The following is a 14,179-nucleotide window of genomic DNA, read 5'->3' as shown; positions in this document are numbered from 1 at the left end:
TATGATTATAGTAATTTTATATAATAAACTTTATTTTTTATTATATAAAATATAATTATTGATATAAGTCTAGTTTTAAAACTAAGCTTTTGGATATAATTTATTTATATAATTACTATAATTATTAGAAGTTTATCTACGCCTAAAATTATTTCCATAATAATTTAAGATGTAAATAGATTTAGGATTATTTTATAAGGACATACACATGCACCCAAGTATAAAAAAAGCAAGAATATTTGCTCTTTTAGCTTTACTCATTCTAACTTTTTCGTTTACGTTTCCAATGATTGCGTTTAATGGCGTACTAACGCAAATTGACAATCAAAAAGGAGATCAAGTATCTTCATTTAGTTCTAAAGTATGGAACTTTTACAACCAAGGTAGATATAAGAGTATTTCTACTCCTAAAGAAGCCCATAATGACTTAGAGAAGATGATAGAATCTGCTTCTGAGATTGGTGTAGCTTCACTACCAATTTGGGCTGTTTCACTAGAAGCACCAAATTATCCAAAAGAAGCTTTCCCAGAAGGAATCCCTGTATATTTCCACTTTGATGGATATAGTGGAGAAATTCATGAAATGAATACTATTAATCATTATGTAGGAATGGACCCTATGTGGATTGGTGGTATAATTGAAAGAGAAATTGGCATCTACGCCTTACTTCTACTTTCTCTTGGTATGATATACTTCATTGCATATAACAACAAGATTCTAAACTATCTAATGCTTGTACCAGCTTCTCTGCCTGTGCTATTTATCGCAGATTACTCTTACTGGCTCTATTGGTTTGGACACAACTTACATGACTGGGGAGCATTTAATATTAAGCCCTTTATGCCAACGGTATTTGGAGATGGAAAAATAGCTCAGTTTATTACTCATTCATACCCGACAATTGGCTTTTATATGATAGTTGCTATCGGTTTATTTAGTCTACTTGCATTTTTTGCAAAACAAAAAGCATTAAATGAGATGCACTCAGAAGTTTAGATTTAAGGTTTTATATGTTTAAAATTATATTCATTTTTTCTCTTTTTTTATACAGCCAATTAGGTGCAGCAAATATATTGCAAGATGCAATAGACAGTGCACCTGAAGGTTCTATTTTGAAACTACTAGCAGGTGTTTATAAAGGAAGTATAACGATTAACAAGCCTATTACTATAATAGGTACTGAAGAGGGTGTGATTATAGATGGTGAGGGTTCTGGAACTGTAATACAAGTTAAAAGCTCATATGTCACTCTTAAAAACTTAAAGATTATAGGAAGTGGTGATAGACACGACAAAATTGACTCAGCTATCACTATGGTTGAAGGTAAACACTGTGAAATCAGTAACTGTGTTATTGAAGACTCTTTATTTGGTATAGATTTGCAGATGATAAATAATTCTATCATCTCAAATAATAAAATTACTTCAAAAGATTTAGATTTAGGTATGCGCGGTGACGGTCTAAGACTTTGGTATTCCAATGATAATATAGTAAAGAACAATTCTCTTAAAAAATCAAGAGATATGGTAATTTGGTACTCACATGGAAATCTTATTGAAGATAATTATGCTGAATGGTGTAGATACTCACTACATTTTATGTACGCAGGTAAGAATATAGTTAAGAATAATACATATAAGTTTAATTCTGTAGGTATATTTTTTATGTATTCTAAAGACACTACTGCTATAGGAAATGTAATACAAAGTTCTTTAGGTGCTACAGGAATGGGTATTGGTCTTAAAGATGTATCTAATTTTACAATAAAAGACAATACAGTCATTTATTGTGCTCAGGGCTTATATATTGACAGATCACCTTTTGAACCAGATACAAACAACTGGGTAGAAGGAAATAAGTTTCTTTATAACTCTGAAGCCTTGCACTTTCACTCGTTAAGTGAAAACAATATTATTAATGATAATACTATCATGGGAAATATTGAAGACATTGTAAATGACAGTAGAGGTTCAAAAACTAATGAGAATGAAATAACAGGAAATTACTGGGACAACTATGCTGGATTTGACAGAGATGGTGACAATATTGGTGACACTTCTCATAAAGTTTATCAATATGCTGACCAGCTTTGGGTATACAATCCTGATGTGAAGTTTTTCTACGGTTCACCTGTAATTTCACTTTTAAATTTTTTGGCGAAGCTAGCTCCATTTACAAAGCCACTCTTTTTACTTGAAGATGAAAAACCTAAAGTTAGGATTAAAGGATAAATATGGCAAAAGTACAAACAGATAGAAGAGAGTTTGTTAAATATTCTACACTTGGAATATTAGGCCTAGCTCTTGGTGGAGGGATGTTCTTTAGCCCATACGCGCTTCAAGCAGAGAATAGACTTAGACCTCCAGGTGCTGTAGATGAGAAGAAGTTTCTTGCTTTATGTATAAAGTGTGGACAGTGTCTTCAAGTATGTCCATATCACTCTATAAAACTAACGGACATACTAAAAGGTCATGGTACAGGAACACCATACATAGATGCTAATGAACGTGCTTGTTATGCTTGTAGTGCTGTTCCTTGTGTTCTTGCATGTCCAAGTGGCGCATTGGATCATCACTGTGAAAAACCAGAAGATATTCATATGGGAATTGCTGTATTAGAATTTCCTGATACATGTATCGCTTTAACAAAGACTCCAGTTCCTGCTGGATATACAGACAAAATGAGTAAGTTTAATGACTCTGTTACAAACATTACTCAACTTGAAGTTGATCTTCTTGAAAAATTCTCAAAGTATGAAGGTGAGCAGTGTACTCTATGTGCGGACATGTGTCCTATACCAAACCCTATGAGTGCAATTGCAATGGTTACAGATATTAATGGTGGAAATCGTCCTGAAATTTATGATGGATGTATAGGTTGTGGAGCATGTCAAGAGGTGTGTCCTACACAGATACCATCAATAGTTGTCAAGCCAAGAGTTACTTATGAAGAATATTACGCAAATAAAAACTAGGAGATATTATGAAAAAATCTAAAATTCAAGCTTTAACATGTACGTTAGGCTTTTTATTAATTACAGGAATTACAGGTTGTAGTGATAGTAATGAAGAAAAACAAACACAAAAAGAGGTCTCAACAAAGACAGCTGAAGCTCCAAAAATTGAAGTAGTTCAAAATAAAGATGCACACGCTATCAAGGTTGCTGTAAAAAAGAATGACAACAACCAAAGTAAGTCTTACTATTATGATTACAATGTGAAAAGTGCTTACGATGAAAATTCTAGACCAGCAAACAAAGATGCTTCTGTCCGTGTTAAACCTAGAAGTAACATAGATGCAAACATGCATATTAGAAGTCCATATGATAAGGTTCAAGTTTCTATGCTTGTTAAAAAACTATCTAAAGAGTTTATTGTAAAGTGTTCTGCATGTCATAATGACTATGCAAATGGAGTTATTGGGCCCTCACTTCTTGGTAAAGATTCTTCTTATATCTACAACAAGATTATGAGTTTTAAAACAGGAGAAAAATCAAATCCATTGATGAATGACCTAGTTAAAATGATGGATGAAGCTAAAATTAAAAAGTTAGCTCAAGAGATATTTGAGTTTAATAAAGAGATAAATCAAATGAGGAAAAAATAGTGAAAAATATTATAGTTGGTACTTTAACACTTTTAATAGTTGGATTAATGGTTTTAACAGCGATTGATGATCCTGTTTACCATGGCGGTGAGCATTCTAAAGTTATTAAAGACTTTGGTGATGGTAATGGACAGGGTCAAAAGATTGTAGCTTCTGCTTCTCCTGAAGAAAAATCTGACAGAGAAAAAGAAAATGAAGCACTTCATGCACTTAGAGATAAAGCAGGAAATGCAGGGGCTTTTAAAGTAACTAATGAATATAAGAGTAAATGTTCATCTTGTCACGGGGTAAACGGTTCAGGTTTCCAAAACGGTAAAGCTATGATGGGACCAAAATTATTTGGACAAAGTGAAGAAGTAATATATAAAGATTTAGCTGATTTTAAAGCTGGAAGAAAAGAAAACATGATTATGAAGGGTCTTTTAATTAAACTAAATGATGATGCGTTAAGAAGACTTGCAAAAGAAATCGGAGAATTTCCAGAGAGAGCTAAAGCAAAAGCGGCAAAGTAATAGTAAATAAAATGGAGTGTTTTAATGGATAAGTATAACAATAGAGAAACCATAAAGAAATCAACTTTTTTCTCTACATTTTTTGATACTACAAAAGATGGCAAAAGAATTTTTAGCTATAGAATGAAAAGATGGATATTAGTTATTGCTATCCACCTCTTTTTCTTCTTGTCATTTTTTATTGACTTACAGCTATTAGAAGGAACTCTTAGTGGTTCTAGATTTCTTGGCTTTCACATGATAGACATATATACGACTATGCAAATGTTTTTAGCAACTCATGAAATGCCAATTAATATGATAATAGGTACATCAACGATTTTGATTGTTTACCTACTTGTCGGTGGTAGAAGTTATTGTGCTTGGGTATGTCCTTATGGAATACTAAGTGAAATAGGTGAGAAACTTCATAACACTTTAGTAAGTAAAAAGATTATAAAAGAAAGAAAATTTGACCATAGAGTTAGACATATATTTTGGGCTATGTTCTTAGCTTTATCTGCAACAAGTGGATATCTAGTATTTGAGACATTCAATGTTGTTGGTATTTTAAGTAGAATGATAGCTTATGGTTGGTCTCTAGCTCTTTTATGGGTTGTAGTTGTATTTTGTATAGAGGTTTTTTACTCTCGTCGTGCTTGGTGTACTTACATCTGTCCAATCGGTACTACTTATGGTTACATAGGTAAAGCATCTGCACTTAGAATTGAGTGGAATGATAATTGTGACCACTGTATGGTTTGTAGCGATGTATGTTTTGAAAATCAAGTATTAGAGATTACAAAAGCAAAATACGACAAACAAAGAGAAGAAAAAGGTATTACGAGAGAGTATATCACAGGGGCTGATTGTACTCTTTGTGGAAGATGCGTAGATGTATGTCACGTAGATGCTCTTAAATTTGACTTTAGATTAAAAAGCTTGGTGTAAATAATGATAAAAATAAATAATTTAACTAAAAAATTCGGTTCTCATGTTTCTCTAGACAACGTTAGTTGTGAGTTTAACAAAAATGAGTCAATAGCACTTATGGGTGCAAATGGTGCGGGTAAGACTACTCTTATACGCTCTATTCTTGGTTATTATCATCCAGATGCAGGAGATGTGTCTATAAATGGCCTTGATCCTATTAAACAAAGAATAGAAGTTTTAAAAGAGATTAGTTTTGTTCCTCAACTACCTCCTCCGATTAAGCTTAATATAGAAGAACTTATTCAATACATTTGCATCAGTGCAGATGTAGATAAAGAAAAAATTCTATACTATTCTAATGAGATGAAATTAGATTTAAAAACCAATATGGGAAAATCATTTTTCAAACTTAGTGGTGGAATGAAGCAGAAACTTCTTATAGCTATATCATTAGCAAAAAAAAGTAATATCATCATTTATGATGAGCCAACAGCAAATCTAGACCCTAAAGCCAGAGATGACTTCTACAGACTCTTAAAACAAAATGAAGAAGAAAAAGTTCTTCTTTTTGTAACTCATAGACTTGAAGAAGTTAAAGATCTTGTAAACAGACAAATATATATGGACTTAGGAAAAGTGGTTTCCGATGATAAAATTTAACCTATTACTCATCTTAACACTTACATTTTTTACAGCATGTAACTCTTCAGAGAGTTCATCAACGCATTCACTTAAAAGTGAAGCTAAAATTTGTCCTAAGTGTAATATGGAAGTATCAAAATCATATATACATAGTGCTAGTTTAGTAAAAAATGGTACTATACAATATTTTGATGATATAGGTTGCATGATTTTATGGAGCAAAGAAAACGATATAGACACATCAAAAGCTAAGGTCTTTTCCAAAGATACTGCTCGTTTCATAGATGCAGCTAGTGCAAGTTATACAATAGGTGAAAAGACACCTATGTCATACGGATTTGCTGCTTATGAGAATGGTATCCAAAACCTAATAGACTTTGATGAAGTAAATATTAAAATGTTAAGAGGTGAGCATATGGCTAACCCAAAAATTAGAAAACAGATACTAGGATATTAATGAAAAATTTATATTTAATCGCATACTTGGACTTAAAAGAATCTATTAGAGCTAAATGGTTTGTAGTTTACTCTCTTGTCTTTGGAGGCATGATTGCTCTCTTTTTTATTGCAGGAGTTACAGAATCTCAGGTTATGGGCTTTAGTGGTCTAAGTAGACTACTTTTAATGTACATACAGATTACAATCGTAATCTTACCTATATTTATACTCATCACCACAGTTAGGTCTATTTCTGGAGATAGAGATAACCATATTTTAGAGTATATGTTATCTTTTCCAATATCACTAAAGCAGTACTACTGGGGAAAAATAATAGGTCGTTTTATAACTGTATATCTTCCTGTACTTTTTGCTATGGTTATCGCCATAATTTATGGATCTTTTAAGGGTGCAGCTATTCCTTGGAGTATATTCTTTTTATATACAGGTCTTTTATTTGCAATGAGTAGTGCATTTTTAGGTATAGCCTTTTTTATATCTTCTTTTGTAAAATCTAGTGAAGTTGCACTTGGTATTGCTTTTTTTGTATGGATATTTTTACTTGCATTTATAGATATTGCACTTATATCACTAATGATGCAAAACAGATTTAACGAAGAGCTTATTATCTTTATTGCATTAGCAAATCCTATGGAAATATTTAGAGTAGCAGCCATATCTCTTTTTGATCCAGAGTTAACGGTTATGGGACCAGTTGCATTTTACATATTAGACTCTATGAGCCAGATGGTTTTTGTACTTATATCTATTGGTTACCCTCTTTTTATAGGTTTACTTTTTGCCTTTATGGGTTACAAGATTTTTGAGAAAAAAGATTTAGTTTAATAATAAAAAATCAAGGAAAAGATAATGATTAAAATAGTTTTAGCAGTAGTTTTAGCAGCAAGTGTTCTGTTTTCGTATGAGATGGATTACACAAAAGATACAAAATGTTTAGTTAGGCACCTCAAAGTATATAAAGACCCAAAATGGGTATCAAAGATAGAATTAAAAAATGGTAAGAAAGTATTTTTCTCTAGCCCTAAAGCAATGATAGAGTTTTACCACAGACCTGGAAAATGGTTTGATGTTGGAGTATCAAGTGAAAATGATTTTAAAGATATACTTGTTACAGACTTTGAAACACTAAAACCTATCAATGCTAAGGGTGCATTTTTTGTTTATGGATCAAACATGACTTCACCTGGAGGTGATGACCTACCTGCATTTGCTACATATGCGTCTGCAGAAAAATATTCTAAAAAGCATAATGGTATGAGAATCATGCACTTTAATGACATCTCAGATGCACTTATAAGACTGTTAAACGGAAGGATTTAAGTATGACTAAACCTACCCCACTAGATATTGAAATAGACTTAGATCCAAAAAGATATATTGTAAGTGAAACAGATGCCAAAGGTAAGATTACATACTGTAATGATTACTTTAAAGAAGTATCTTGCTACTCAGAGGAAGAACTAATAGGTTCTCCTCACAATATTGTTCGTCATCCGGATATGCCAAAGGTTGTTTTTAAATTACTTTGGCAAACTATTTCTGCAGGCAAAAACATCAATGCAGTTGTAAAAAATCTTTCAAAAGATGGTAGATACTACTGGATTTTTACAGAATTTGAAATTCGTAAAGATACTGATACTGGTGAAATAATAGGTTACCATGCTTCTAGAAAAACTATTTCTAAACATGTTATAGAAATAATTTCTGAGCTTTACGCAAGTCTTTTAGACATAGAAAAAAAAGATGGTATTGAAGCTTCTCAAATATATCTTGTAAACTTTTTAAAGTCAAAAGGTGACGATGTTAATTTTTCTAACATTATGGAAGAAATTCACAGATTTTACTAAAATGACAATCTTAATATGATAAAAACACTTTTACTACTTATATCTTTAATCTCTGCACTAACAGCAAATATTCTCCAAGAAGCTATAGACAATGCTCCTTTAGGAGCTACTCTTAAACTGTCCGCTGGCATCTATAGCGGTAACATTACAATCAATAAACCTATTACAATAGTAGGTAAAGAAGATGGGGTAATCATAGATGGTGGAGGTATTGGTAAAGTCATAACTATCAATAGCTCAAACGTAATTTTAAAAAATCTTACCATTAAAAATAGCGGCACTCAGATGTATAATCTAGACTCTGCCATATTTATAAATAAATCTAAAAACTCTGAGATTAGTAACTGCACAATACTTAACTCTTTGTATGGTATAGATATGCTAATGGTAGAAGACTCTATTATCTCTAAGAACTTTATAACTTCATATAGCAATGATATAAGTTTAAGAGGTGATGCCCTAAAGATATGGCATTCTAACAATAATATAATAAGTAATAATACCATAGACAAAGTTCGAGATGTGACTCTAAATTATTCTAATAATAATAAGATAGTTGATAACCTTGTTACAAATTCCAGATTTGCTATGAGCATCAGTTATTCTAAGAATAACTTTATAAAAGAAAATATATTTAAGCGCAACTCTGTATCATTAATGTTGATGATGGCAAAAAACACCAAGATAATTAACAATTCAATGCTAAGTTCCAAAGGAGCAGCTGGTATCGGGGTAATGATAAAGGGTGGAGATCAGCTTCTATTTGATAATAATTCTATTAAATACAATGCTAATGCATTCTATATAGACTCAGCATTAAAAGAGACAGGAATGAAACGATATATATTAAACAATGATATATCTTATAACAAAGAAGCTCTACACTTTCACTTAACTATACGCAACAATACTTTTTCAAATAATACCTTTGTAGGAAATATAGATGATGTAGTCAAAAGTGCAGCTTCATTTGAAACCAGATCAAATGTAGTTGAATATAACTATTGGGATAGATATGCGGGCTTTGATACAAATGGGGATAATGTCGGGGATACATCTCACAAAATGTATCAATATGCAGATCGTCTTTGGCATTACAACAATAAAGTTAAGTTCTTTTATGCTTCACCAATAATGGCGCTACTAAACTTTTTAGCCCAGGTAGCTCCATTTATTGATCCTATTCTACTTCTTGAAGATACCAAGCCAATTGTAAAAAACAATCATTAAGTTTTTTTAAAATTTATCTCAGCAATTAGTGTCGCACTTATGATTAAAACTGCACCAAACATTTGCATAGGTGTTAGAATTTCATTAATCATAAAGTATCCAAATATAGCAGCACTTACAGGTTCCATAGTAAATATAATAGCTGTCTTTGTAGGGGTTGTGTATTGTTGCATATATGTTTGAATCATAAAAGCATACACAGTTGCAAACACAGCCGTAACTAAAATAGCTTTTATAAATGTGTAATCAAAATTTACATTAAATGTAATATCTTCTAAACTAATAGAAAAAATCATTGATAATATTGTTACAGTTAAAAACTGAAAAAATACAAGTACAAAAACATCATTTTTACCAGAGAATCTCCCAGTAAATAGTATATGTAAAGCAAACATAAACGCACATATAAAGCTAAGGGCTTCTCCAAACCCTAGTGACAATTCAGCACTCATAGTTAAAAAGTACAATCCCATAAGAGCTATAATAGAACTAATGAAAACCATTTTACGCACATGACCTTTGAAAATAATATAAGAAGCAAATGGAACAATAATTACATTGAGTCCAGTTATAAAAGCGACTATAGAACTTTTTGTATATGCCAAACCAAAAGTTTGAGTTGCAAAACCAGCAAAAAGGAAAAGTCCTAGAATCATGCCATTTACAGCAGAACTTTTGTCAAAGCTTTTAATTTTATTTGAAAAAATTATATATATAAGGATAGTTGAAAGCAAAAACCTCCAAAATAAAAAAGAGTAAACTCCCACATTTTTAATGACATCTTGTACCATTAAAAAGGTAGCTCCCCATGCGATAGCAACACTTAATAATAGTAAGTCTGCTCTATATTCTAGTAATTTACTTTTTATCATTTAACCTCTTTAAAATGCAAATTATATCAAAACATTATTGCACACAGCATTTTTAATATAAATTACAATACAATGACACTCTTGTAATAACTTAATAAGAGAAACAATGAATAAACAAATTATACAAATGAAAAAAATAGATAAGTATTATGATGATTTTCATGTACTAAAAAATATAAACTTTAGTGTAAAAAAAGCTGAGATTGTAGTTGTTTGTGGCCCTAGTGGAAGTGGTAAATCAACTTTAATTAGATGCATAAATGGTCTTGAAGAGATAGATAGTGGAGACCTTATTGTTGATGAATTAAGTATTCATAATAGCAAAAAGAATCTCAATACTATTCGTCGTGAAGTTGGAATGGTTTTTCAACATTTTAATCTTTTTCCGCATCTTAGTATATTAGAAAACATAACAATAGCACCTATATTAGTAAAAAATATTTCTAAAGATGAAGCAAAAAAAATTGCTATGGAACTGCTTAAAAAAGTAAAACTTGAAGATAAAGCCAACTCATATCCAGCTGATTTGAGTGGTGGACAAAAACAGAGAATTGCAATAGCAAGATCTCTTGCAATGAAACCAAAAATTCTACTTTTTGATGAACCAACTTCAGCATTAGACCCTGAGACAATTGGTGATGTTTTATCTGTTATGAAAGACTTAGCAAAAGAAGATTTCACTATAGTTTGTGTAACTCACGAAATGGGTTTTGCAAAAGAAGTAGGAGATAGAATAGTCTTTATGGATCATGGAGAGATTGTTGAAGAAAATACACCAAGTGAATTTTTTAATAATCCAAAAAGTCAAAGAGCAAAACTCTTCTTAAATGAAGTTTTAACTCACTAAAAAAAAGGAAAACAAATGAAAAAAATACTACTGCTACTATTAATAGCTATTGCTGTTAATTTAAGTGCTGCTGATATAGATTTATGGAAAAATTCAACATTGAATAAAATAATTCAAAGAGGTGAATTGAGAGTTGCTCTAGACCCAGGTTATATGCCTTTTGAGATGAAAGACAAAAGAGGTAAAATCATAGGTTATGATGTTGATATGGCTAAAAAGATGGCTAAAGCGATGGGTGTTAAATTAAAAATAGTACCTACATCTTTTGATGGAATAATTGCCGGTCTTTTAACTAATAAGTATGACATCATTATGTCTGCTATGACAATTACACAAAAAAGAAATTTAAAAATAAATTTCGCTGATCCATACATTGTAGTTGGTCAAACAATTCTTATGAGAAAAGAGTTAGCTAGCACAATTAAATCATCAAAAGATTTAGACAATAAAAAATATACTATTTCTACAAGATTAGGAGTCTCCGGAGAAATTGCTGCTAAGAAATTTTTTAAAAAAGCTAAACTACTTACATTTGAAACAGAAGCTGATTCAATTTCTGAAGTTTTAGCTGGCAGAGCAGATGCATTTATATATGACCAACCATATAATGTTTTATTTATGAGCGACAAGGGTAAAGGTAAGTTAGTTCATTTAGATAAGCCACTTACTTATGAGCCATTAGGATGGGGAATTAGAAAAGGTGATCCTGACTTTTTAAACTGGTTAAACAACTTTTTAAGACAAATGAAAGAAGATAAGGTTATAGGTTTTTCAGATAACTTATATGAGAAATGGTTAGTAGATACAAAATGGTTGAAAAGAGTACAGTAAATGAATAAAAAAAGTGTTCCTCTAGCCCAAAATAAACTTCTAGGCCATATACTTGCATTTGCATTTTATATAGGTCTTGGGTACTTCCTTTTTGTTGCAGCTTCAAATATGAACTATGTTTGGAAATGGAACTCAATTCCGAAGTATTTCACTTATATAGAAACAATAAATGTTGAAGCTCCAGTTGATGGAAAATTTGTTTTAGAAGATGGGCAATATGCTGTACTTTCTTATGATGAAAATAAAGAAGTATTAAATATTACAAATGAGTATACACTTGAAATAAATACAGGTGAAGAAATTTACGAAGGAGATGTGCTTGCATCTATATCTCAAAGGAAGCTTGGTCCAGTATTGATAGGACTTTGGGTAACACTTAAGATATCCTTCTTCTCTGCATTGCTAACCTTTGTTATCGGGGTAACCTTAGCTTTTATGAGGCTCTCACACATACAGGCATTTAAAGACATAGCATCTGTTTATATAGCAGTTATTAGAGGAACACCTCTGCTAGTTCAGATATTTTTGTTTTACTTTATAGTTGCAAATCTTTTCGAACTTGATAGATTTACTGCTGGTGTTTTTTCCCTTGGTATATTCTTTGGTGCTTATATGGCTGAAGTTCTAAGAGGAGCTATTCAGTCTATAGATAAAGGTCAAATGGAAGCAGCAAACTCTCTTGGAATTTCTTATTTTAATACCATGCGCCATATTATTTTGCCACAAGCTTTTAAAAGAGCTTTACCTACATTAGTAGGAGAAATGATTGCACTTGTAAAAGATTCATCTTTGGTTTCTGTTATTGCGATAACAGACCTTACTAAAGTTGGTAAAGAGATAGTAGCAAATACATTTTCTCCCTTTGAGACGTGGATAGTTATTGCACTTGTTTATCTAAGTATAACTTTTACGATGACTTATTTTGGTCATAGATTAGAGCAAAATATGAATTCTAAGGGCGGCATGAGTTGATTTCAGCTATAGCTGTAAAAGGCTTTAGTATAACATTTTCCCTTATTTTAGCTATTTGGGCACAAAATGCTTTTGTTTTAAAACAAGGGCTGAAAAAAGAATTTGTTTTTACTGTTGTGGCTTTATGTATATTTTTTGACACACTTCTTATAAGTTCTGGTGTATTTGGGATAGGATTTCTAGTTTCAAAAAATCCTTTTCTTATAGAAGTTATAGCTGTAATAGGCATACTATTTTTAGGCATTTATGGTCTTATTTCTCTTAAGTCAGCATCTAGAGCTTGATTCTAAAAAAACTCAAACAAGTCTAAAAAAAACTATATCTTTACTTTTAGTATTTACGCTTTTAAATCCACATACATACCTTGATACTGTACTTTTAATAGGTGGTATTGGTGCAAATTATCTAACAATGACAGATAAGTTAATATTTTTACTTGGTTGTATAAGTGGTTCTTCTTTGTGGTTTATACTTTTAGGTTATGGTTCAAGGGTTTTGATACCATTTTTCAAAAAAAATATTACATGGAGAATTTTAGATACAATCATTGCTATTGTAATGTTTCTTATAGCCTACTCATTACTTGATTTATTAAACCCATCTCTACGTCCATTGTGAGTATGGGTATTCTAAAAGATTAGAGTTATAGTATCTTACTTCACCAGTAACTTCTTTCACTATCCAATCAGGTAGTTCAACTTTTTCATCTTCACTCTCAATCTCTACTTCTGCTACTATCAAACCATCATTTTCTTTATGAAATATATCAATTTCCCATGTATTCTTTTTATCTTTTACAAGGTAACGTGTTTTATCAACTATCGGCTTAGCACATAAAGTATCTAGCATCTCATTTGCATCTACTACTGGAATAGAGTACTCATACTCAGCTCTTGAAGCACCTACACTTTCCCCTTTTATTGTTAAGAAAGCCTCATCGCCCTTAACTCTTACCCGAACAGTTGTATTATCTTTAGTTTGGATATAAGCTTGTTTTATCACATACCCATTTTCAAGTTTTTCTAACTTATTTATATCTATTAAAAATTTTCTCTCAATTTCTAGTGCCATGTATTGCCTTATATATATAATTCGTATATCATATCTCAAAATTGACAATATAATTTAGAAAGATGATATTTGATAAATGGAGCTTATTTTTAAATCTAGAGTTTAAGTAAAATTTATAAAACATTATTTTAAACTATTTACAATTGAAAAAAAGGCTACTTATGAGAATAAATATTGAAGATGCGATTTTTTGTTTAGTTGATGTTCAAGAGAGACTATTTCCACATATGGCGAACAAAGGCACTCTTGAGAAAAACTTGATTACATTAGTAAAAGGATTATATAATGGTTCCCTTTTTCAAGACCAGTAAAACAAGTTTTCTTATTTCACCTCTTTACGATACCAGTGGTAACAGTTTTTGTCTCCTAGGGTCTAA

The 14,179-nt window shown here is 31.2% G+C and carries 20 protein-coding genes; 18 read left to right on the top strand and 2 right to left on the bottom strand.

The window, feature by feature from the left end; genetic code table 11:
- The first annotated feature begins 208 nt into the window (after positions 1 to 208).
- The 12 genes from QZZ48_RS09425 to nosD are packed head-to-tail and all read left to right on the top strand — an operon-like array spanning position 209 to position 9,209.
- A complete protein-coding gene (locus QZZ48_RS09425; RefSeq protein ID WP_294964821.1) occupies positions 209 to 997 on the top strand; it encodes a cytochrome C in 789 nt (262 codons plus the stop codon).
- A gap of 14 nt (positions 998 to 1,011) precedes the next feature.
- Positions 1,012 to 2,232, top strand: coding sequence for a nitrous oxide reductase family maturation protein NosD (locus QZZ48_RS09420; protein WP_294964818.1), 1,221 nt, complete (start codon positions 1,012 to 1,014; stop codon positions 2,230 to 2,232).
- Positions 2,233 to 2,234: 2 nt separating this feature from the next.
- A complete protein-coding gene (locus QZZ48_RS09415; RefSeq protein ID WP_294964815.1) occupies positions 2,235 to 2,975 on the top strand; it encodes a 4Fe-4S dicluster domain-containing protein in 741 nt (246 codons plus the stop codon).
- 8 nt (positions 2,976 to 2,983) lie between these two features.
- Entirely contained in the window at positions 2,984 to 3,607 is a 624-nt protein-coding gene (locus QZZ48_RS09410; protein WP_294964812.1) for a hypothetical protein, read from the top strand.
- Positions 3,607 to 4,119, top strand: a complete 513-nt coding sequence (locus tag QZZ48_RS09405; RefSeq protein ID WP_294964809.1) for a c-type cytochrome — start codon at positions 3,607 to 3,609, stop codon at positions 4,117 to 4,119. The genes QZZ48_RS09410 and QZZ48_RS09405 overlap by 1 nt, the downstream gene beginning before the upstream one ends.
- Before the next feature lie 24 nt (positions 4,120 to 4,143).
- The gene (locus tag QZZ48_RS09400) at positions 4,144 to 5,049 is read left to right on the top strand and encodes a NapH/MauN family ferredoxin-type protein (protein WP_294964807.1); all 906 of its coding nucleotides are present in this window, start codon (positions 4,144 to 4,146) and stop codon (positions 5,047 to 5,049) included.
- A 3-nt stretch (positions 5,050 to 5,052) separates the two neighbouring features.
- Positions 5,053 to 5,691, top strand: a complete 639-nt coding sequence (locus QZZ48_RS09395) for an ABC transporter ATP-binding protein (protein ID WP_294964804.1) — start codon at positions 5,053 to 5,055, stop codon at positions 5,689 to 5,691.
- On the top strand, positions 5,678 to 6,130 hold the full coding sequence (locus tag QZZ48_RS09390) for a hypothetical protein (protein ID WP_294964801.1): 453 nt from the start codon (positions 5,678 to 5,680) through the stop codon (positions 6,128 to 6,130). Before QZZ48_RS09395 ends, QZZ48_RS09390 begins: the two co-directional genes overlap by 14 nt.
- On the top strand, positions 6,130 to 6,957 hold the full coding sequence (locus QZZ48_RS09385) for an ABC transporter permease subunit (protein WP_294964798.1): 828 nt from the start codon (positions 6,130 to 6,132) through the stop codon (positions 6,955 to 6,957). The genes QZZ48_RS09390 and QZZ48_RS09385 overlap by 1 nt, the downstream gene beginning before the upstream one ends.
- Positions 6,958 to 6,981: 24 nt before the next feature.
- Positions 6,982 to 7,452: a nitrous oxide reductase accessory protein NosL gene (locus QZZ48_RS09380; RefSeq protein WP_294964795.1), complete on the top strand. Its 471-nt coding sequence runs from the start codon at positions 6,982 to 6,984 to the stop codon at positions 7,450 to 7,452.
- A gap of 2 nt (positions 7,453 to 7,454) precedes the next feature.
- The gene (locus tag QZZ48_RS09375; protein WP_294964792.1) at positions 7,455 to 7,979 is read left to right on the top strand and encodes a PAS domain-containing protein; all 525 of its coding nucleotides are present in this window, start codon (positions 7,455 to 7,457) and stop codon (positions 7,977 to 7,979) included.
- 15 nt (positions 7,980 to 7,994) lie between these two features.
- On the top strand, positions 7,995 to 9,209 hold the full coding sequence (nosD, locus tag QZZ48_RS09370) for a nitrous oxide reductase family maturation protein NosD (protein WP_294964789.1): 1,215 nt from the start codon (positions 7,995 to 7,997) through the stop codon (positions 9,207 to 9,209).
- Here the strand turns inward: nosD and QZZ48_RS09365 are convergent.
- Positions 9,206 to 10,081 carry a DMT family transporter gene (locus QZZ48_RS09365; RefSeq protein WP_294964787.1) on the bottom strand — a complete coding sequence of 292 codons (876 nt, stop codon included), beginning with the start codon at positions 10,079 to 10,081 and terminating at the stop codon, positions 9,206 to 9,208. The genes nosD and QZZ48_RS09365 overlap by 4 nt on opposite strands.
- Positions 10,082 to 10,199: 118 nt before the next feature.
- Here QZZ48_RS09365 and QZZ48_RS09360 point away from each other — a divergent pair, with 118 nt between their 5' ends.
- Genes QZZ48_RS09360 through QZZ48_RS09340 form a run of 5 tightly spaced genes read left to right on the top strand, consistent with a single transcriptional unit; the run spans position 10,200 to position 13,349 of the window.
- A complete protein-coding gene (locus tag QZZ48_RS09360; RefSeq protein WP_294964822.1) occupies positions 10,200 to 10,928 on the top strand; it encodes an amino acid ABC transporter ATP-binding protein in 729 nt (242 codons plus the stop codon).
- Positions 10,929 to 10,943: 15 nt separating this feature from the next.
- Positions 10,944 to 11,759, top strand: a complete 816-nt coding sequence (locus QZZ48_RS09355; RefSeq protein WP_294964784.1) for a transporter substrate-binding domain-containing protein — start codon at positions 10,944 to 10,946, stop codon at positions 11,757 to 11,759.
- Positions 11,760 to 12,731 (top strand): amino acid ABC transporter permease, encoded by a 972-nt coding sequence (locus QZZ48_RS09350; RefSeq protein WP_294964781.1) that lies wholly within the window; start codon positions 11,760 to 11,762, stop codon positions 12,729 to 12,731. It begins immediately after the preceding gene.
- Positions 12,728 to 13,015, top strand: a complete 288-nt coding sequence (locus QZZ48_RS09345; protein ID WP_294964779.1) for a LysE family transporter — start codon at positions 12,728 to 12,730, stop codon at positions 13,013 to 13,015. Before QZZ48_RS09350 ends, QZZ48_RS09345 begins: the two co-directional genes overlap by 4 nt.
- A complete protein-coding gene (locus QZZ48_RS09340; protein ID WP_294964776.1) occupies positions 12,978 to 13,349 on the top strand; it encodes a LysE family transporter in 372 nt (123 codons plus the stop codon). The genes QZZ48_RS09345 and QZZ48_RS09340 overlap by 38 nt, the downstream gene beginning before the upstream one ends.
- Here QZZ48_RS09340 and QZZ48_RS09335 read toward each other — a convergent pair.
- Positions 13,335 to 13,802: a CYTH domain-containing protein gene (locus QZZ48_RS09335; RefSeq protein ID WP_294964773.1), complete on the bottom strand. Its 468-nt coding sequence runs from the start codon at positions 13,800 to 13,802 to the stop codon at positions 13,335 to 13,337. The two genes, QZZ48_RS09340 and QZZ48_RS09335, sit on opposite strands and share 15 nt — an antisense overlap.
- Before the next feature lie 161 nt (positions 13,803 to 13,963).
- Here QZZ48_RS09335 and QZZ48_RS09330 point away from each other — a divergent pair, with 161 nt between their 5' ends.
- Positions 13,964 to 14,113: a hypothetical protein gene (locus QZZ48_RS09330; protein ID WP_294964769.1), complete on the top strand. Its 150-nt coding sequence runs from the start codon at positions 13,964 to 13,966 to the stop codon at positions 14,111 to 14,113.
- Positions 14,114 to 14,179: the final 66 nt, after the last annotated feature.

Origin of the sequence: Sulfurimonas sp. (assembly GCF_016744025.1) — a bacterium.
GTDB lineage: Bacteria > Campylobacterota > Campylobacteria > Campylobacterales > Sulfurimonadaceae > Sulfurimonas.
The sequence above is the reverse complement of the archived record's forward strand: the minus strand, read 5'-3'. Positions and strand labels throughout refer to the sequence as shown.